19 protein-coding genes are annotated in these 19,320 nt (G+C 43.5%); 11 read left to right on the top strand and 8 right to left on the bottom strand.

The window, feature by feature from the left end:
* Positions 1-139: 139 nt before the first annotated feature.
* Positions 140-370 (bottom strand): hypothetical protein, encoded by a 231-nt coding sequence (locus tag VA249_RS24275; RefSeq protein WP_322805179.1) that lies wholly within the window; start codon positions 368-370, stop codon positions 140-142.
* A gap of 776 nt (positions 371-1,146) precedes the next feature.
* Between VA249_RS24275 and VA249_RS18910 the strand changes: the two genes are divergently transcribed.
* The 8 genes from VA249_RS18910 (at position 1,147) to phaC (ending at position 10,303) form a co-directional block, all read left to right on the top strand.
* A complete protein-coding gene (locus VA249_RS18910) occupies positions 1,147-1,818 on the top strand; it encodes an SH3 domain-containing protein (RefSeq protein WP_221070297.1) in 672 nt (223 codons plus the stop codon).
* Positions 1,819-2,082: 264 nt separating this feature from the next.
* Positions 2,083-2,562 carry a hypothetical protein gene (locus tag VA249_RS18905; protein WP_221070294.1) on the top strand — a complete coding sequence of 160 codons (480 nt, stop codon included), beginning with the start codon at positions 2,083-2,085 and terminating at the stop codon, positions 2,560-2,562.
* Positions 2,563-2,728: 166 nt separating this feature from the next.
* Positions 2,729-4,567, top strand: coding sequence for a protein translocase subunit SecD (gene secD / locus VA249_RS18900; protein WP_221070292.1), 1,839 nt, complete (start codon positions 2,729-2,731; stop codon positions 4,565-4,567).
* Between the two features lie 2 nt (positions 4,568-4,569).
* Positions 4,570-5,472 carry a protein translocase subunit SecF gene (gene secF, locus VA249_RS18895; RefSeq protein WP_221070290.1) on the top strand — a complete coding sequence of 301 codons (903 nt, stop codon included), beginning with the start codon at positions 4,570-4,572 and terminating at the stop codon, positions 5,470-5,472.
* A 642-nt stretch (positions 5,473-6,114) separates the two neighbouring features.
* Positions 6,115-6,855 carry an SDR family oxidoreductase gene (locus VA249_RS18890; protein WP_221070288.1) on the top strand — a complete coding sequence of 247 codons (741 nt, stop codon included), beginning with the start codon at positions 6,115-6,117 and terminating at the stop codon, positions 6,853-6,855.
* An 11-nt stretch (positions 6,856-6,866) separates the two neighbouring features.
* Positions 6,867-8,075 carry an acetyl-CoA C-acetyltransferase gene (locus VA249_RS18885; RefSeq protein ID WP_221070287.1) on the top strand — a complete coding sequence of 403 codons (1,209 nt, stop codon included), beginning with the start codon at positions 6,867-6,869 and terminating at the stop codon, positions 8,073-8,075.
* A gap of 40 nt (positions 8,076-8,115) precedes the next feature.
* Entirely contained in the window at positions 8,116-8,463 is a 348-nt protein-coding gene (locus VA249_RS18880; RefSeq protein WP_128813122.1) for a phasin family protein, read from the top strand.
* Positions 8,464-8,527: 64 nt separating this feature from the next.
* Entirely contained in the window at positions 8,528-10,303 is a 1,776-nt protein-coding gene (gene phaC / locus VA249_RS18875) for a class I poly(R)-hydroxyalkanoic acid synthase (RefSeq protein ID WP_221070284.1), read from the top strand.
* 241 nt (positions 10,304-10,544) lie between these two features.
* On the opposite strand, the gene VA249_RS18870 is transcribed toward phaC, so the two are convergent.
* The 6 genes from VA249_RS18870 to napF form a co-directional block, all read right to left on the bottom strand.
* A complete protein-coding gene (locus tag VA249_RS18870; RefSeq protein WP_082038710.1) occupies positions 10,545-10,679 on the bottom strand; it encodes a TIGR02808 family protein in 135 nt (44 codons plus the stop codon).
* A gap of 15 nt (positions 10,680-10,694) precedes the next feature.
* Entirely contained in the window at positions 10,695-11,273 is a 579-nt protein-coding gene (locus VA249_RS18865; protein WP_221070281.1) for a NapC/NirT family cytochrome c, read from the bottom strand.
* A 28-nt stretch (positions 11,274-11,301) separates the two neighbouring features.
* A complete protein-coding gene (locus VA249_RS18860; RefSeq protein ID WP_221072238.1) occupies positions 11,302-11,757 on the bottom strand; it encodes a nitrate reductase cytochrome c-type subunit in 456 nt (151 codons plus the stop codon).
* Between the two features lie 76 nt (positions 11,758-11,833).
* A complete protein-coding gene (napA, locus tag VA249_RS18855; RefSeq protein ID WP_221070279.1) occupies positions 11,834-14,323 on the bottom strand; it encodes a periplasmic nitrate reductase subunit alpha in 2,490 nt (829 codons plus the stop codon).
* Positions 14,320-14,628, bottom strand: a complete 309-nt coding sequence (locus tag VA249_RS18850; protein ID WP_128813117.1) for a chaperone NapD — start codon at positions 14,626-14,628, stop codon at positions 14,320-14,322. The genes napA and VA249_RS18850 overlap by 4 nt, the downstream gene beginning before the upstream one ends.
* A gap of 43 nt (positions 14,629-14,671) precedes the next feature.
* Positions 14,672-15,157, bottom strand: a complete 486-nt coding sequence (napF, locus tag VA249_RS18845) for a ferredoxin-type protein NapF (protein WP_221070277.1) — start codon at positions 15,155-15,157, stop codon at positions 14,672-14,674.
* A gap of 247 nt (positions 15,158-15,404) precedes the next feature.
* Between napF and narQ the strand changes: the two genes are divergently transcribed.
* Entirely contained in the window at positions 15,405-17,141 is a 1,737-nt protein-coding gene (narQ, locus tag VA249_RS18840) for a nitrate/nitrite two-component system sensor histidine kinase NarQ (protein WP_221070275.1), read from the top strand.
* Entirely contained in the window at positions 17,128-17,760 is a 633-nt protein-coding gene (locus VA249_RS18835; protein ID WP_225923941.1) for a response regulator, read from the top strand. Before narQ ends, VA249_RS18835 begins: the two co-directional genes overlap by 14 nt.
* 35 nt (positions 17,761-17,795) lie before the next feature.
* Here VA249_RS18835 and VA249_RS18830 read toward each other — a convergent pair whose 3' ends face one another.
* Positions 17,796-17,969 carry an RNA helicase gene (locus tag VA249_RS18830; RefSeq protein ID WP_221070273.1) on the bottom strand — a complete coding sequence of 58 codons (174 nt, stop codon included), beginning with the start codon at positions 17,967-17,969 and terminating at the stop codon, positions 17,796-17,798.
* Between the two features lie 397 nt (positions 17,970-18,366).
* On the opposite strand from VA249_RS18830, the gene VA249_RS18825 reads away from it, so the two are divergent.
* Entirely contained in the window at positions 18,367-19,227 is an 861-nt protein-coding gene (locus VA249_RS18825; protein WP_221070272.1) for a DUF6279 family lipoprotein, read from the top strand.
* Positions 19,228-19,320: the final 93 nt, after the last annotated feature.

Genomic DNA, 19,320 nt, shown 5'->3' with positions numbered 1-19,320 from the left:
GCCCGGAAAGTTATCGGGTCGAGGGATATTCTGAGCACGGCTTCACTGTTGTAGTGCTGAAATCTATAGAGATATAGAAGAAAAACAATAAAAAACGGAGCCAGTTTCCTGTCTCCGTTTAAAGAATTTGTTTTAAGCCTTATTGGTATTTGTATTTTGAAATTTCACAGTTACCTGTGTTTCTATCAACCTTAAACGAGAAAGCGGCTGAATGGTATTCCCGTCCATCATTCCAAATAGTTTCTCCAAAGATTTTACACAACTCCAAATCACTGATGGAACCGAACTGTTTAACGTGCCTAACTACTGACAAGAACTTGGCTTTAGTAGCATTAGGACATTCCCTGTTACTTAATCGATTGATAACCATATGAGTATCATCATCTCCGGCCAAATATGACTTTTTATTAAATTTTGTTAATGAGTAAAGTATCCAAATTCTGGTCGAAAGTAAAGCATTATTGTGACGCACGTCTCTTAAATGGTGGTTATTTGAACGTTTTGACATCGGGTAAAATCGCAGATGTTGTAATTGTTAACAGATTCAGTGAGATGCGTTTTTTGCTTTTTGAAGAGTACTGGCTTCTGAATAGTATAATTCGGCTAACTTACGCAATTGTGTGGAAAGTTGCATATAGTCATTCCCAAGTTGTTTGGCATGCCGATGATAGTGCGTAGAGTTCGTCGCGTTTTCAGACGAGCCAGATGTTTCGCAAGTGTCGCTGAGGCGTTGCCATTGCGTTGCTATACGTTGTGATTGAATAGACAGGCTTTGCAAATGATTGGAACGTACTATGAGTTCATCACCGAATTTAATGGCGGCGTCTATTTGCCCAAGTAATATTTCTCGATTTGACGGTGTTTGCCAAAATAGGTTTAGCTCAGACAATGAGAAGTGATGAGATATCAGTTTACGTTGTTGGTGCTGCTTGAGTAGAAGATTGTACGAGTCAACATGTATATTGTAGATGGACTCTAATTGATTGAATTGGGTAAGATTGTGATGCCACGATATGTGGTTGCATTCGATCGCAGAGTTGACCGAACTTGAGAGCAACGTTATTACCAATATCCATTTGGGTTTAATCATAGGTTCGAAAACTCCCTTACTTCTCATGAGTATAGTTACATAAGGATCAAAAGAACATGAAGAAAGCACTCGTCGCATTAGGAATATTGCTCCTGTTTGGAGGCATCGGCGCTGGCTACTATTTCTTTGTGATGCAGCAAGACCAATCAGAAGACACGAGTGAGACAGTAGCATCAACGCCGGTGCTTGACTTAAAAGAAAGTGAGCAGGTGCCAACCTTGGCCGAGCCCGTGTTACAAGAGCCAAGTGAATACTATGTGATAGAGCGTCGGATTGATGTTTACAATCACCCCAAAGAGACCGCATTGGTTGTCGATACCCTTTACAAAGGTGAAAAGGTTGCCGTACTAGAACAAAACGATGGTTGGTTTCGTCTATCTGATTATATTGTGTATGAAGAGGGTGGAGAAGAGACCGCTGAATGGGTCAATTCAAAAGGTCTGTCTGATGCACAACCGGTGATCAAAGAGCAAGAACGTCTGGAAATATTAGACGGTTACTTGCACAAATCAGACGACTTGAAAGTACATTTGGACGTGTTCCGAAATAAGACGCAGCTGTTATTAGACGATGAAACATGCAGACCGAGTGATTTTGATGAGTTAGGAGGGTGGGTTCGTTCGGTGACATACAAGCCTCGTAACGTGTATTTCATCTACTGTGGCGGTCTTGAGCAAGAGAACAAAATTTATTTGGATGTCGATAAAGGTGAGATATTCTATCGCTAACCGATTTTGCTGTTCTTTTTCCGAAGTGTTTAGGACAGATAGGTAAACGCATATTGATACCCATGCACTTAGGATAATCAGCCACTTAACTTAGAAGTAAGAGTAGAATTAGTACAATTGATAACTGAGCATCGAGAGATTGCTTGGGTATTGCGACACTGAAATAGTATTTGATAATTTTTTAGTTGTGAACAATAACCATTAGGAATACTATCAGTAGGCTGAGTGTAAGTACTCGGCTTGTTTTGTTTTAAGTGAGCTTTTATGCCTTGGATTTACGTTAGAAAACTGTTTTTGCTGCTTCTTGCAATGGCGTTGTCGCCAATGCAGGCGACGGCTGCGCAAACAGAACAGAAATCCTATTTGCCTCACTTTTCTAAGCTGCAGCCTTTTACTGTCAGTCACGTTGCAGCGAACGCGTTGGTTGACTTCACTGAGTTTAGTGAAGAAAGCACACAAGCTCCGGTTTCGGAAAGTCACGCGTTTCAAGATTCACTCGCCATTTTTAATTCTCAACGTTGGGTTACCCATTTACGCGAGAACGTCGATGACGAACATATAGAGTTCATTGGCGACTTAACCACCCCTTTCTATGCTGATGCGGGCTATGCCTATAGCTTAATGGACATCAGTTGGCGTCAAAACCAATCCGTTTTTAACCACTTTACAAGTGATCACCGACTGTCTGGTTGGAAAGAAACCAATGCCATGTACGTTGCGCTCAACAGTCAATACTCTGCGTAAACACCATCAATCTGCACGTCTAGTGCTTTCTTAACACGACGATTTTCTACAGAGCAAATAAAGATCTCTGTGCATTCAATGCCTGTTTATTCTGCAGGTGGGTACTTTGTCGTGTCTTGAATCAATTAATTGAAACTTCACTGATGAGTGAAGGGATGATGTTTACATGAAGAAAACACCAAAACCTCAAAAGAATCGAAAAGTGCTGAATCATTATTCAGCATGGAAGTATGTCGTGCTCATTACGACAATCATTGTTTTAACGCTGAGTGCTATCCCAACATGGTTTGGTGAGCAGCCATCCATTCAGGTATCGTTTGCTGATAATAGCAATAGCGCGATGTCTGTCGTTCAGCTTGACCAGTTACTAAAGACGCACCACATTCCAGCCTCTAAGATCATTGAGAAAGATGGCAAAACGACCATCGTTTTTGATGGTGAAGATGCGCAAAGTAAAGCTCGTGCATTGTTAAACGACCAGTTGGACGATGATGACAGCATCACATTTTCTTATGTGTCAGTGGCCCCTGAATGGCTCAATGAGATGGGTTTTAGCCCAATTAAGCTTGGTCTTGACCTTCGCGGCGGCGTGCAATTCTTACTGAACGTCGATGTAAACAAAGCTTTTGAAGAGCAACGCGATGCTTTAGTCGATGAAATTAAAGCGAGTTTGCGAGAGCAGCGTATTCGTGGTGTTCAAGTTCGAGCAGAAGCGCACAATCATATTGCCGTAAACAGTGATAACGAAGATGGCTTGAAAGCCGCAAGTCAGTTCATTCGTCAAAACTACCCAGGTTGGCAAATGACAAGCTCTGACCGTGGTTTTGAACTTCAACCTAGCGAACAGAATATTCAAGAGTTCCAAACGACGACACTTCAACAAAACTTGAAGATCATGCGCGGCCGTATCGAAGAGTTGGGTATTACAGAAGCATTGGTTCAGCGCCAAGGTAAAGAGAGCATTCGTATCGAATTACCGGGCGTTCAGGATCCAGCGCAAGCGAAAAACGTGATAGGCGCAACCGCAAGCCTTGCGTTCTATGAAGTAAAAGATGCGGGTCAAGCACGCAGTAGCCAAGATCTTGTTCTTCAAGATAATGATGGCCGCACCGTCATTCTAGCGAAACGACCTGTATTGACTGGTGAGCACATTGTGAATGCGCGTGCTGGTATCGATCAGATGGGAATGTCCGAAGTTAACATTTCTCTTGACCACGCTGGTGGTAAGAAAATGAGCGACTTCTCTGCGACACACATTGGCAAGCCAATGGCGACGGTTTACCGCGAATACAAAACAAATGAACGTGGTATGACGGAACGCAGCGAACGAGTGATCAGTGTTGCTACGATTCAATCTCAATTAGGCAGTCAGTTCCGCATTACTGGTGCGGGTAGCATGGATGAAGCGCAAGAGCTTGCTCTATTGCTTCGTGCTGGCTCATTAACTGCGCCAGTCACTATTGTTGAAGAAAGAACGATTGGTGCTTCATTAGGCGCAGAAAACATTCAAAATGGTTTCGCTGCTCTAGCGCTTGGTATGGGCCTGACTCTATTGTTTATGGCGGTTTGGTACCGACGCCTAGGTTGGGTTGCAAACGTAGCACTATGTGCAAACATGCTTTGCTTACTTGGTCTAATCGCCTTGCTTCCTGGCGCGGTTTTAACGCTTCCTGGTATTGCTGGTTTGGTACTGACCGTAGGTATGGCGGTTGATACAAACGTCATTATTTTTGAACGTATTAAGGACAAGATGCGTGAAGGTCGTAGCTTCGCACAGGCGATTGATCTCGGCTTTGACAGCGCATTTGCGACCATCCTTGATGCCAACATCACAACCATGATCACGGCCGTGATTCTTTATGCCATTGGTAACGGCCCAATTCAGGGTTTTGCACTCACACTGGGCTTGGGTCTGATGACCAGTATGTTCACTGGTGTGTTTGCTTCTCGTGCAATGATCAATTTAGTTTGGGGCCGCGATGGCCGTCGTGATGTGAGGGTTTAATCATGGTCGAAATGTTAAAGCATAATATTCGTAAAATTCGTTATTTCACTACTTTTGTCTCAGTAGTACTGACAATCATTGCTTTGGTTGCTTTAGGAGTAAAAGGGCTGAACCTTGGTCTAGACTTTACCGGTGGTATGGTTACCGAAGTAAAAGTCGATAAGCAATTGACCAATCATGATTTATTGAATGCTTTGCAACCAAAGCTAGGTGAGTCTACGTCGGTGACGCGTTCAGGAGAAGATGGCCGTTGGTTGATCCGTTACTCTGCTCCAACGGATGGTCAGTCAGTACCCAATGTTGCAGACGTTCTAAAGCCAATTTCTCATCAAGTTGAGGTGGTGAGCAACAGTATTGTTGGGGCACAAGTAGGGCAAGATCTGTTTGAACAAGGTGGTTTAGCACTGCTTGTTTCAGTCCTGACAATTCTGGGTTATTTGTGTTTCCGTTTTGAATGGCGCTTAGCGAGCGGTTCACTGTTTGCATTGGCTCACGATGTGATCCTTGTACTTGGCTTCTTCGCAATAACGCAGATGGAGTTTAACTTAACCGTATTCGCGGCAATTCTGGCTATCCTTGGTTACTCATTGAATGACTCAATCATCATTGCAGACCGAATTCGTGAGTTGTTAGTCGCTAAACAGAATTGGAAAACCGAGCAGATTAATGATGAAGCGGTCCTAGCAACGTTTTCTCGTACTATGGTGACATCTGGTACAACGTTAATCACCGTCGGCGCGTTATGGATTATGGGTGGCTCTGCGTTAGCGGGCTTTTCTACTGCGATGTTTATCGGTGTGCTTTCGGGTACGTGGTCATCAATATCAATTGGTACGGTTTTACCTGAATGGCTAAAATTAGAACCAAAGCATTACTTGCCGGTGGAAATTGATACCGCACCATAGCGGTGAAAGTATAAGGTAAAAGTGCATGCGCCACTCATCTGAGTGGCGTTTTTTTTGCCTTATTGCTGTGCGTTATGCACTAAATTAAAGCAAAACAAAAAGCTATATTTCATGGATATAGTCCAAATGGAAGATGCAAATAAGGATGTATGAATTTAATTTTAAATATAATTGAGCTAACTTTTATTAGGAATTTATTCCAAGTTTTGCATCATAAACATTGCACTGAAAAATGGATATTAAAGTAGTTATAACCCGGAGGAGAATAGAGCAAACAGCCAAATAATCATCGACAAAGATCCTTAATCAATAATGAATGTAACAGCGATGGTTTTCTACGTAACTGCATGATTAATAGGTTTTTTTACAAACGGATGTAGACATGGTTCGTTTTTGTTTTTTGTTATTAAACAATATCTTATGCTGAATTAACATGAATATAACATTTCAGTGTTAGTGAGATCTAAATCAATCTTATGCAAATGAATTAGATTTTTATTTGAAATGTAATAATTCTTCGTTAATTTAAAATAAAGGCAGCAATGGAATTGTTGTTGAAATAATAAATAACACGTTAGTTGGCAAAAAAATTGCCTTAGTCTTAGTTCGCTATCATTAAAGCCGTAAAGAATGGAGTCTTCTATGAAGAAAGTTGCGTTGATCACGGGATCAAAAGGTGGAATTGGCTCAGCCATTACTTCTCAATTAGTCGATGATGGTTTCCGAGTAGTCGCTACATACTCGACAGGAAATTATGAATCAGCACAAAAATGGTTTCACGAAAAAGCATTTGATAAAGATCAGGTTCGTTTATTTGAGTTAGATGTGACGGATACTGAGGAATGTGCAGATAAATTAATTCAACTACTTCAGGAAGAAGGGACGATTGATGTCGTTGTAAATAACGCAGGTATCACACGTGATGGTGTGTTTAAAAAAATGACGGCACAAGCATGGAATGATGTCATAAACACCAACCTAAACAGCTTGTTTAATGTGACCCAACCAGTCTTCTCTGCGATGTGTGAGAAAGGTGGTGGTCGTATCATTAATATATCGTCAGTGAATGGATTGAAAGGGCAGTTTGGTCAAACCAATTACTCTGCGGCAAAAGCGGGGATGATCGGCTTCTCGAAAGCTCTGGCTTATGAGGGAGCGCGTTCGGGGGTGACCGTAAATGTGATTGCACCGGGTTACACAGGTACGCCGATGGTTGAAAAAATGAACCCAGAAGTGTTGGAGTCGATTACCAGTCAAATACCTATGAAGCGACTGGCTTCGCCTGAAGAAATTGCAGCATCGGTTAGCTTCTTAGTAAGTGATGCGGGCGCTTATATCACTGGCGAGACATTGTCAGTGAACGGCGGCCTACACATGAACTAAGGAGAAATAACATGGAAAAAGTGTATATCGTTTCGGCAAAACGCACGCCAATTGGTGCATTTGGTGGCAGTTTAAAAAAGAAATCCGCAGGTGAACTAGCTGCGGTTGCGATTAAAGGCGCATTAGAGGCAGGTGCGGTCCCTGTGAATCACGTAGATGAAGTTATTGTCGGTAATGTGATTGGTGCAGGACAAGGAATGGGAATCGGACGTCAAGCGGCATTGCTTGCAGGCGTCCCAGAATCTGTACCTGCTTATGGTGTCAATATGGTTTGCGGAAGTGGCATGAAAACCGTTATGGATGCGGTGACTCACATTCGAAGTGGCGATGCGCAAGTGGTCGTGGCAGCAGGCGTTGAAGTCATGTCGCAAATTCCATTCATTGTGCCAAGCAATATCCGAGATGGTAACCGTATGGGTAATATGGAGCTTAAAGATCTTCTTATTAGCGACGGATTGACAGACGTATATAACCAATACCACATGGGGGTTACCGCTGAAAATGTAGCGAAAGAGGTCGGTTTATCGCGTCAGAAACAAGATGAGTTTGCGCTTTCTAGTCAACAAAAAGCGGTAGCGGCTATTGAAGCAGGCAAATTTAAAGATGAAATTGTTCCCGTCGAAGTAAAGCAGCGCCGAGAAACCGTGTTGTTTGATACCGATGAGTACCCTAAAGCAAACGCCACGTTAGAGGGCTTAAGTAAGCTTCGTCCCGCTTTCGATAAAGAGGGGACGGTGACGGCGGGAAATGCGTCTGGCATCAATGACGGCGCAAGTGCGATGGTTGTTGCCTCTGAAAGTGCAGTACAAGCGTTAGGTTTAACCCCAATTGCAGAGATTGTGAGTTATGCACAATCGGGTTTGGATCCAAAAGTGATGGGGTTAGGGCCTGTCGAATCGGTCAATAAGGCACTCAACAAAGCAGAACTCACGACGGCAGATATTGATATCTACGAATTAAATGAAGCGTTCGCAGCTCAGGCGCTTGGCGTGATTCATCAACTTGCAGCAACGAATAACGTTTCAGTGAACTCTATTCAAGACAAAGCAAATCCTAATGGTGGCGCGATTGCTTTAGGCCATCCTTTAGGTGCATCGGGTAATCGCATTTTGGTTACGTTAGTACACGAACTTCAAAAACAGAACGGTCAGTACGGTGTTGCCTCACTTTGTGTAGGTGGCGGTATGGGCACTGCAATGATTGTAAGAGCAGTTAAGTAATTATTTAAACGGACATTTAAATTTTATTAGGAGATAAACTATGTACACTGATTTCTTCAAGACATTTAGCGATCAAACAGAAAAAAATCTAGAACCATACCTAAAGTTCAATAAGTTGGTGACTAAGAACGTCGAAGTGTTGACAGAGCTTCAATTGAACGCCATTCGTACCTACAGTGAGGTAGGCTTAAACCAGATGAAAGCGGCATCTGAAATCAAAGATGTCACTTCATTGACGGCATTCAATAGCCAGCAGTTGGGTGTGCTAACAAAGCTCTCTCAACAAATGATGGACGATAGCAACAAGCTGCAAGCGATCGCAAAAGAGTTTAAAGATGATGTTGAAAAAATGACTTCGGACAATCTAAAGACGGTTACTCCTGCGTAATTGTTCATTTTACGCCGCCCGAGTATGAGGCGGCGTTTTTTTATCCGAATATAGGAGTAAGACTATGTTTCAACACTTCTTTTCGGACTATCTTGTTAAGCTTCAAGAAACCAATCAACAGTGGTGGCATGATCTCGAAGTCAACAAGGCAGTCGTGAATTCTCCTTTGAACAAGGCAATGCAAGAAGTGAATCTCGAGGACACTGCTAAACTGTTTGAACAGATCGCAAATCAGCCAGCTGCTATCTTGAAGTTACAAGCACAATGGTGGGAGCAGCAACTTCAAATCTGGCAAAATGTGGCTTTAGCAGGTAATCAATCACAAATTATCGAAGCTGAAAAAGGCGACAAACGTTTTTCAAATGAAGCTTGGCAAAATGAGATCATGTATAGCTTCATCAAGCAATCTTACCTTTTGTTTAGCAAGACTTATCTAGAAACGATAGAGTCTTTAGATGGGTTGGATGAAAAAACCAAAGAACGTATCGTTTTCTTCTCTCGTCAGGCCATTAATGCGCTTTCCCCATCCAATTTTATCGCCACTAACCCTGAGCTGCTTAAGTTGACGTTAGAGCAAAATGGTGAAAATTTATTGAGTGGTTTAGAGCAGTTGCGTGAAGACATTGAATCAAGCGCAGATATTTTGAAAGTGCGCATGACAAACAACAACGCGTTTCGACTTGGTGAAGATGTTGCGACCACTGAGGGCGACATTGTCTTCCAAAATGATTTGTTTGAGCTCATTCAGTACCGTCCTCTCACCGAAAAAGTGAATGCGACGCCACTTCTTATCGTTCCTCCATTTATCAACAAATACTACATCCTTGATCTAACGGCTAAGAACTCTATGGTTCGCTGGTTGCTAGAGCAAGGACACAGTGTATTCATGATGTCTTGGCGAAACCCGGGCAAAATGCAGGCAAACGTAGAGTTTGGTGATTATGTCACAGAGGGGGTTGTAAAGGCTGTTACAGCAATTGAAGACATCACAGGGCAAGAACAAATCAATGCTGCGGGATACTGCATAGGTGGTACAGTGCTTGCGAGCACAGTGGCATACTACGCAGCTAAACGAATGAAGAAGCGGATTAAGTCAGCAACTTTCTTTACCACGCTACTGGATTTCTCACAGCCAGGGGAAGTGGGGGCGTATATCAATGACACCATTATCAGTGCTATTGAAGCGCAAAATAATGCCAAAGGATATATGGATGGACGTTCGTTGAGTGTCACCTTTAGCTTGCTGCGAGAAAACAGCTTGTATTGGAACTATTACGTTGATAACTACCTGAAAGGCAGCAGCCCAGTCGATTTTGACTTATTGTACTGGAATAGTGATAGCACCAACGTGAGTGCTGCCAGCCACAACTTTTTGCTAAGAGAGTTGTATCTTGAAAACAAACTGGTTCAAGAAAAAGGGGTTAAAATTGGTGGGGTGTGGATTGATCTAAACAAGATCAAGATCCCAAGCTACTTTATTTCAACGAAAGAAGACCATATTGCCCTTTGGCAAGGAACATATCGAGGCGCATTAAACACCGGAGGCAACAAGACGTTTGTGCTTGGTCAATCTGGGCACATCGCAGGTATCGTTAATCCACCAGCTAAGAATAAGTATGGTTACTGGCTAAATGATACTCTTGATGACTCTGCCGATGAATGGTTTGGTAATGCTGAATATCAAGAGGGCTCTTGGTGGACACATTGGAACGAGTGGCTTCAGCAATTTAATCCGAAAGAGCAGGTTGAGCAATTTCCCGTGGGATCAGAGAACAACCCTGTTATTGGTCAAGCGCCAGGCAATTACGTCAAACAGACGTTACCACTGGAAGATTCGTAACCTGTTTTATAGTGAAAGTTCCCTACACCTTAAGTAGTTATTGCGGTCTATAAATGGCCGCTTTTTTATTGTCTGCGCTAGCGTTTATCTCTTATCTTGTTTACTGTGTAATGGGTATGATTAGGCTTTGTCGCTAAAGAAATAAAGAAATAAAGAAATAAAGAAACAAAAAAAACGCCGAGCGAGTGCTCGGCGTTGTTCGTCAACAAAATAGGCAAAAGTGTTGACTGAGTTGAGGTGTTTAGACCTCTTTATCCTTACCTAGAGAGAGTAGCCATAGAGAGATTGCTGCTACTCCCACAAAGCCGGAAAGAATAATGAAAGGCATTGCACTGTAACCAAGGAAATGCCAGATAAAGGATTCAAGATTGCTCATTGTCTGTATTTCTCCTTATTGCCAACCTTCAACGCCGTGCATGTCTGGCAGTTTGTGTGCGATACCTTTATGGCAATCTACACACGTTTTATCACCTGAAGCCAAAGCGGTTGAGTGTTGAGCCGCAGCTCGTTTACCTTGTTGTGAATAGTCCATGTAATCAAACTGGTGACAGTTACGACATTCAAGAGAGTCGTTTTTCTTCATACGTGCCCATTCACGTTCTGCTAAGTGCTCACGACGCGCTTGGAATTTCTCTGGCGTATCAATGGTCTTTGTTACGTAATGTGCAAACAACTCTTTAGATGCTTGAACTTTTCGAACGATTTTATCTGTCCATTCATGTGGTACGTGGCAATCTGAACAAATGGCACGAACACCAGAACGGTTCGAGTAGTGAATCGTTTCTTGAATTTCAGCGACGATCGGAGCATGACAGCCAGAACAGAATTCTTCTGTGTTGGTTGCTTCCATACCCGTGTTGAATGCGCCCCAAAATAGAAGACCACCAGCAAAGCCTAAGAATAAAACCACACCAGCGGCAGCTTTACTCGGGCTCGACAGTCTCTTCCAAAACGCTTTAAGTATTTTCATAAGTAACCTCTTAGTACTCGCGTTTCAATTACTGAAGCGAATCGACTGCCTTAAACTCGTTTTCTACTAGCGGCGTAGCACTTGTTTGTGGAACGTGGCATTGCAAACAGAAGTAACGACGTGGTGACATATCTGCCAGTACCGCGTCTTCACGGTTAACGTAGTGCGTAACACTGATCTTAGTCGCGCCTGCGTCTTTAGCATTTTTCCAGCTATGACACGCTAGACATTTGTTTGCGTTTAAAGACACTTCGTAGTTACGGATGCTATGTGGGATCAGTGGCGGCTGATATACAAAGCTGTCTGCAACGATTTGGTCTTTTGGAAAGTCTTTGAAATCATCGGCAGGACGCGTGTCTTCAAGTTGCGTCGCGCCTCGCAGTGAATCCAGACCACCAGTGCCTCCTGGATTATCCAGTTCAGCCTGTGCAACGCCGGTCAATAAAGCACCTACAGATAAAAGTGCGATAAGGTATTTTTTCATCATTTCATCTCCGCCTTATGGCTTTAATTCTTTTTAGGCCGTCGAGCAGACGGCCTTTGCGTTCGTTATTTGACGGTTAAGCGACTTTGGTGATTTTGACTGGACACTTCTTAAAGTCTGTCTGTTTAGACAGAGGGTCCGTCGCATCAAGGATCAACTTGTTAATCAAAATACGGGCATCAAAGAATGGTACGAATACCAAGCCTTCAGGTGGGCGGTTACGGCCGCGAGTTTCAACGCGAACACGTACTTCACCACGCTTGTTAGCAAGCAGAACTTCTTCACCACGACGTACATTACGTTTTTTCGCGTCAGCAGGGTGCATGTATACCACGGCATCCGGTACGGCTTTGTAAAGTTCTGGTACACGACGAGTCATCGTGCCAGTGTGCCAGTGCTCTAGAACACGGCCTGTACATAACCACATATCGAATTCTTCGTTTGGCACTTCTGGTGGCGCTTCGTATGGGGCAGAGATGATCTTCGCTTTACCATCAGCATTGCCGTAGAAGTCCCAGCCAGAACCAGCTTTCGCGTACGGGTCTGAGCCTTCTTTAAATCGCCACTGCGTTTCTTTACCATCAACCACTGGCCAACGTAGGCCACGTACAGTGTGGTAAACATCGTAAGGTGCCAAATCGTGACCGTGACCACGACCAAACGTCGCGTATTCTTCGAATAGGCCTTTCTGTACGTAGTAGCCGAAGTGGTGAGCGTCATCGTTCATCTCACGCGCTTCTTCGATAGGGAACTTGTCGACTTGACCGTTTTTGAACAGCATGTCGTACATAGTCTTACCACGGTACTCTGGCGCTTTAGCAAGTAGTTCTTCTGGCCACACTTCTTCCATCTTGAAGCGTTTCGAGAACTCCATTACCTGCCATAGATCTGACTTTGCATCACCAATAGTGCCAACTTGTTGGTACCAAGCTTGAGTACGGCGTTCAGCGTTACCGTAAGCACCTTCTTTCTCAATCCACATTGCGGTAGGGAGGATAAGGTCAGCCGCTTGAGCGGTTGCGGTTGGGTATGGGTCAGACACAACAATGAAGTTTTCTGGGTTACGGTAACCAGGAAGACGTTCAGCGTTGATGTTCGGACCAGCTTGCATGTTGTTGTTACATTGAACCCAGTAACAGTTCAGCACGCCGTCATGCAGCATACGGTCTTGCAGTACCGCGTGGAAACCAGGTTTTGGTGGGATAGTCCCCTCCGGTAGCTTCCAGATGTCTTCTGCGATCTTACGGTGTTTAGGATTAGCAACTACCATGTCTGCTGGTAAACGGTGAGCAAACGTACCAACCTCACGAGCCGTACCACACGCTGATGGCTGACCAGTTAGTGAGAATGGGCTGTTGCCCGGAGTTGCAATTTTACCGGTTAGTAGGTGGATGTTGTAAACCAAGTTGTTCATCCATACACCACGAGTATGTTGGTTCATACCCATCGTCCATAGAGACATCACTTTCGTATTTGGATCGGCATATTGCTTCGCAAGCTCAATTAGCTTCTCTTTTTCAACACCGGAGATTTCAGATGCTTTCTCCACTGTGTATGGCGCAACTGACTTTTTGTATTCTTCGAATGAAATAGAAGTCAGCTTGCCAGAGTTCGGGTTCTTCGCCGCTTTTTGTAGCGGGTCATCGTCACGTAGCCCGTAGCCGATGTCAGTGTCTGCTTGAGTGAAGTTGGTGTGCTTGTTCACGAAATCCCAGTTCACGGCATCGTTTTCGATGATGTAGTTCGCGATGAAGTTAGCAATCGCAAGGTCAGACTGAGGGGTGAAAATGTAGCCGTGATCTGCCAACTCAAATGAACGATGGTAATAAGTAGAAAGCACATTTACTTTAACGTGAGGGTGGCTTAAACGGCGGTCAGTAATACGAGTCCAAAGCACAGGGTGCATTTCTGCCATGTTTGAACCCCAAAGAACAAATGCATCTGCGTTCTCGAAGTCGTCGTAACAGCCCATTGGCTCATCGATACCAAATGCACGCATGAAGCCAACAACCGCAGACGCCATGCAGTGACGCGCGTTCGGGTCAATGTTGTTAGAACGGAAACCTGCTTTCATCATTTTAGCCGCAGCGTAACCTTCCATTACTGTCCATTGACCAGAACCAAACATACCAATGCTTGTTGGGCCTTTTTTCTCTAGAGAAGCTTTCCATTTTTCAGCCATGATGTCGAAAGCGGCATCCCAAGATACAGGAGCGAAGTCGCCATCTTTGTTGTATTTGCCATCTTTCATTCGTAGAAGAGGCTGAGTCAGACGGTCTTGACCGTACATGATCTTAGAAAGGAAGTAACCTTTGATACAGTTTAGGCCTTTGTTTACTGGTGCTTCAGGGTCACCCTGAGTCGCAACCACTTTGCCGTTTTGTGTACCAACAAGAACAGAACAGCCTGTACCACAGAAACGACAAGGCGCTTTGTCCCACGTGATTTTGGTTTGATCAGAGCTTGCAATCAGATTGGTTGCAGAAGCTGGTAGTGTAATACCTGCGACAGCAGCAGCTGATGCAGCCGCGTTTGCTTTCACAAACGCACGTCTTGTCATTTTCATACTTCACCCTCGATTTGGGAATGTTGTGTTCCAGTGTCTTTTTCGTCCGTTTCTTCTAGCCCAGTTTCGATTTGGTGATAAACCAGTACTGTGCTCAAGACATTCGGTAAATTATTAATCGCATCGATAGTGTCGGTGATGAAACCTTGGTTCTCGGTTTCTAGCACCACCACAATTTTGCCTTCTGGGCTGTCACCGTAGATTTCTGCGTTTTCGTACGCTTCAATCTGGGTTTTGACCTCGGCCAGATGTTCAGGCAGAACATGGACTACCAGACTTGAAATGTGCACTTCGTTTAGTGACATACATCTCTCTCGTTTTATTGCCTTTTGCGCCGACCACTGACGACTAGGCTGTTATATTGCTCACATTGATGGATGAAGTAGGGCACACTGAAACACAGGCGCCGCAGCCGTTACACTCATCAAGGTCTAAATTTGGTTGTGCAACTTTGCCAAGTTCTAACTTGAACTGGATTGCCATCGGGTCGCACATATCCCCACAACTTCGGCATTCGACATTTTGTTTTGCTAAACAGCTATCATTGATGTTCGCTTTTGCTTGCCAAGGTTGCTCAGCCTCTGCAAGAAATAGTGGCTCTGGACAAGCTTCTGCACATTGGTAACAAAAGGTGCATTCATCAATAGAAAAATCGACAGCAGGAAACCCACCATCGCTTTTGGTTATAATCTTAGTTTCACAAGCCTCAATGCATTTACCACACCGCGTGCAGTCATCAGTGAATTGAGAAGATTTTGCTAACCAAGGAAGACGAACGGGATTCTCGGTTCGCAATTTTCGTGCAAAGAGTCTTCGTCTAGAAAGGTCTACCACTTACACACCTCAACAATTGAAACCCAAACTAAGCATAGACCACAATATCATTAACAATCTGTCATTTACGCTCATGAAATTGTAGTTTTTGACATATATCTATAAATACCTCTTAGGAGGTAATTAGGATGCTATCTTGTTTTGGATCAATAAATTCCGACGCAGGTGATCACATATTGATAAAGTTGAAAGATAATGTGTTCGGGATATCCCCCAAACATGGTTATCAAAAGAGCGGAGTTCAGAGTTGTTTAAAAATGTGAAAAAGTCAGTAACGCGTACGATCGCGTCAGCCATGATGTTAATTTTGCTTCTTTCCGTGGCAACAACTGGCTTTGCAATTTTTACCCTAGCCTCGAGTTTGAATGACGCAGAAGCGGTGAATGTCTCAGGATCGATGCGCATGCAGAGTTATCGTTTAGCGCATGATATTCAGAGTGAGTCTGTTGATTATTCTGGACATATTGACTTATTTGAAGAATCTATCTATTCACACTCGATGCGTGCACTTCAACATTGGTCTGTACCTGATGACATAACCCAAGACTATTACCGACTGATTCTTCGTTGGCATGAACTTAAGTCGGTACTTAAGAGTCAAGACAGGGAGCAATATTTGGTACTTGTTGCTGGCTTTGTAAAGCAAATCGATGGGTTTGTATTTAAGCTGCAGAATTATTCTGAGCAAAAGCTGATCAATTTGGCGTGGATTGGCGGCCTAGGTCTTGGGGGGATTTTGTGTGCAAGCATCTTTGTCGTACATTTTGTGAGATTAGAAGTTGTAAGGCCACTACGTGCTTTAGTCTTCGCCAGTGAGCAGATAAAGAATCGTTCATTTGATGTGTCGCTGAATGTGTCTAGTGATAATGAGATGGGGATATTGACCCGAACGTTTAACCGAATGGCCAGTGATTTAGGAAAGTTGTACCGGGGTTTAGAGCAAGCGGTTGATGAGAAAACGCGAAAATTGCAGCATGCGAATCAATCACTTCAAGTGCTTTATGACTCATCGAAAGAACTGACGGCGTCACGAATAAATCAAGACAACTTTCAAGCAATATTGCAACATATTGCCAGTATTGAAGGCATTCGTGCAGTTAAGCTCGAAATTGACCAAATCGACGAACCGAACTGGATTTTGACTGAAGGGGACAGTTGCTGTCACGAATGTGATAGTGAATGCCACAGTAAAGTGCTCACGCTTGACGGCCAACATCTTGGTTATCTGCATTGGAAAGCAGGGTTACCTTGCCCCAATGAATCGCTTATTGATAATTTTGTTCAAATCTTATCTCGTGCGGTATATTACAATCGAGCTCAACGACAAGCCGAGCAGTTATTGTTGATGGAAGAGCGCGCAACCATTGCCCGCGAGTTGCATGACTCATTGGCACAAGCTTTATCTTACCTGAAGATACAAGTGTCTTTACTTAAGCGGAGCGTGAGAAATATTCCCGATGAAAAAGCGATCGAACAAACCAATCAAGTGATCGCTGAACTCGATACGGGCCTTTCGGCTGCGTACACTCAATTGCGTGAGCTTTTGACGACGTTCCGACTTACAATCAAAGAAGGCAGTTTTGGCCAAGCGTTAAAAGAAATGGTTTCTACGTTAGATGACCAAACAGAAGCGAATATTTCGCTGAACAACAAGCTCTCTTCAACAGAGTTAGACGCTCATCAACAGGTGCACTTGCTACAGCTGATCAGAGAAGCGACAATTAATGCGATCAAGCACGCTAAAGCGAAGAATATTGAGATTCAATGTCTTGATTTTGATGGGAAAGTGACAGTGACCGTTGTAGACGATGGCATAGGCTTTGATCAGCAAGACGAAAAATTAAATCATTATGGTATGAGCATTATGCAAGAGCGAGCAGCAAGGCTGCACGCTAACCTCCAAATTGAGGCTGCAACAAATAGTGGTTGTACGGTAAGACTAGAATTCCAACATAGTAAGGAAGTAAACATTGACAGTGTGTAAAGTTATGCTGGTGGATGATCACCCACTCATGAGACGTGGTATTCAGCAGCTTCTCAGTTTTGAGCCAGAATTTGAAGTTATCGCAGAAGCAAGCAGCGGTGCAGATGCGGTCGCAAAAGCGCACGAACTTGAGCTGGATTTGGTGCTTCTTGATCTTAATATGAAAGGCATGTCTGGTTTAGACACGCTTAAAGCTTTGCGCGCAGATGGCTGTGAGGCTCGAATTGTGATTTTAACGGTATCTGATAGCCCGTCAGATATCGAAGCTATTGTGCGCAGCGGGGCGGATGGTTATCTGTTAAAAGATACCGAGCCAGATGAACTCGTTGAGTTGCTTAAGCAAGCGCATGAGGGAGATAAAGCGTATAGCCGAGCCGTGGCAAAGTATTTGGATGAACGAACTGGACAAGAGGATGTGTTTGATACGTTGACTGATCGTGAAACACAGATTCTCCAAGAAGTGGCGCGTGGTTTCCGCAATAAACAGATTGCCGATCGTCTGTTTATCTCCGAGTCGACGGTGAAAGTACATATGAAAAGCTTGCTTAAGAAACTAAAAGTACCGTCACGCACAGCGGCGACTGTGCTCTATTTAGAGCGATTTGGTGAGTTGAAATAGTATAAGAATAAAAAAACCGCCAATCGGCGGTTTTTTTAATTGTCAGGGCGGATTGAATACAAATCACTGTTGTATTTGCCACACGCCAAATAGTATTGATGTGCCGCTTTTTTGTTTTCCGCGACGACTTTCATACTGTGCATTTTTCCCTGTTCGAAATAGAGAATCTCGTATTCCACACTGGTATCTAGTTGCTCAGCAGCAGCCATGCTACGCCTCCATAAACTATCCTGATGTCAAATATGCAATTTTCATACCATTTATGGAATGGTGTTTTGTTCGATTTGTCGTCAAAAAATGCGTTGTTACTCACTTTTTTGCGAATAGTTGTGATCAAAAAGTTAATTTAAGACTCTATATACTATAAGGGCGGCAACCGGACATTGCCAGCTAGGCGTAAGTTTGCCGCAATAATTGGGTAATGAGTTGAGTAAAGTGGCAAATCAACCTATCTAAAGCAATCAAAGCAATAAGTGTGAGTCATTGTTAGTAAGGCGAATGAATGGTTAGCCTTGCAAATTGTTAGCCAGGTAAATTGTCAGTAAGCCAAATTGCGGGCAGGCAATGAGAGTAAAGTGAAATCTGTAACATGGAGTATGACGAGTCATGAAGTTTAAAATGGGCACAAACAGAGTATTTCGTCTCAGTTTTTTGGTTCTGATACTCATACTTCTTGGCGGTTGCGCGAAGAAGCTGCTTTACAGCAATATTGATTGGGTTGTGATTGAGTATTTGGATAATTATGTATCTCTTGATGGTGAGCAAGAGTCGCTATTAGAAGAGCGTGTGTTGCTGTTGGCGGATTGGCACAAAAGCGAAGAGCTACCTAACTACATCAGCCACTTGAAAGAGCTAGAAAACTTACAAGAGAAAGACATCACGTTAGAAGCACTCGAACAAAATCGGGAAAAGATGAGAGCGCATTATGAGCGGCTAGTTGCTAAAGCGGCTCCGGAGTTGTTTTCGTTAAGTATGTTGCTTACGGAAAAGCAGGAGAAAGAGTTCCTCGATAATGTACAGGAGCGCTACCAAGAACGTAATGAGAAATACTTAGGTAAGTCTGACGAAGAAATTAGAGGGATGATCTTCGAAAACACCGAAGAATGGATGGAAGATTGGATTGGCAGCATTACAAAAGAGCAAAAAGCACGGGCAAAATTGCTAGCGGGGCAAGTGGTTATCAATAGTGAGTATTGGCGAGACTATCGCTCTACCATTCATCAAGAATTGGTCGTCCTTTTTGACAATAAGTCAAATAATATGCTGTACCAACAATCATTTATGCAGCTTCTTTTTGAGCCGGACAGCTATTATAGCGACCAACTTAGTAAAAATATTGAGCAGAATATGCGACTTACCGATCAATTTACCGTCGAGATAGCACAATCTATGTCTGATAAACAGTGGCGTCACTTCCGACATAAAGTGAGAGAGTGGCGAGTGTTGGCGGAAGAGCTCGCAAATTGAAAGGGAGATCATCCTTTCTTTGCTTTTCAATGAAAAAATGATTCAAAGCAAATTCTTATTGCTCTAGGAGCGTAACATGATTCGTCGAACCAT

The sequence above is a fragment of the Vibrio alfacsensis genome (assembly GCF_019670485.1).
Classification (GTDB): Bacteria; Pseudomonadota; Gammaproteobacteria; order Enterobacterales; family Vibrionaceae; genus Vibrio; species Vibrio alfacsensis.
The sequence above is the reverse complement of the archived record's forward strand: the minus strand, read 5'-3'. Positions and strand labels throughout refer to the sequence as shown.

Bases quoted from the DNA above. Each gene is read 5' to 3' on its own strand.
- VA249_RS24275 (WP_322805179.1), bottom strand. From the start codon at position 370: ATGGTTATCAATCGATTAAGTAACAGGGAATGTCCTAATGCTACTAAA.
- VA249_RS18910 (WP_221070297.1), top strand. From the start codon at position 1,147: ATGAAGAAAGCACTCGTCGCATTAGGAATATTGCTCCTGTTTGGAGGC.
- VA249_RS18905 (WP_221070294.1), top strand. From the start codon at position 2,083: ATGCCTTGGATTTACGTTAGAAAACTGTTTTTGCTGCTTCTTGCAATG.
- secD (WP_221070292.1), top strand. From the start codon at position 2,729: ATGAAGAAAACACCAAAACCTCAAAAGAATCGAAAAGTGCTGAATCAT.
- secF (WP_221070290.1), top strand. From the start codon at position 4,570: ATGGTCGAAATGTTAAAGCATAATATTCGTAAAATTCGTTATTTCACT.
- VA249_RS18890 (WP_221070288.1), top strand. From the start codon at position 6,115: ATGAAGAAAGTTGCGTTGATCACGGGATCAAAAGGTGGAATTGGCTCA.
- VA249_RS18885 (WP_221070287.1), top strand. From the start codon at position 6,867: ATGGAAAAAGTGTATATCGTTTCGGCAAAACGCACGCCAATTGGTGCA.
- VA249_RS18880 (WP_128813122.1), top strand. From the start codon at position 8,116: ATGTACACTGATTTCTTCAAGACATTTAGCGATCAAACAGAAAAAAAT.
- phaC (WP_221070284.1), top strand. From the start codon at position 8,528: ATGTTTCAACACTTCTTTTCGGACTATCTTGTTAAGCTTCAAGAAACC.
- VA249_RS18870 (WP_082038710.1), bottom strand. From the start codon at position 10,679: ATGAGCAATCTTGAATCCTTTATCTGGCATTTCCTTGGTTACAGTGCA.
- VA249_RS18865 (WP_221070281.1), bottom strand. From the start codon at position 11,273: ATGAAAATACTTAAAGCGTTTTGGAAGAGACTGTCGAGCCCGAGTAAA.
- VA249_RS18860 (WP_221072238.1), bottom strand. From the start codon at position 11,757: ATGAAAAAATACCTTATCGCACTTTTATCTGTAGGTGCTTTATTGACC.
- napA (WP_221070279.1), bottom strand. From the start codon at position 14,323: ATGAAAATGACAAGACGTGCGTTTGTGAAAGCAAACGCGGCTGCATCA.
- VA249_RS18850 (WP_128813117.1), bottom strand. From the start codon at position 14,628: ATGTCACTAAACGAAGTGCACATTTCAAGTCTGGTAGTCCATGTTCTG.
- VA249_RS18830 (WP_221070273.1), bottom strand. From the start codon at position 17,969: ATGGCTGCTGCTGAGCAACTAGATACCAGTGTGGAATACGAGATTCTC.
- VA249_RS18825 (WP_221070272.1), top strand. From the start codon at position 18,367: ATGAAGTTTAAAATGGGCACAAACAGAGTATTTCGTCTCAGTTTTTTG.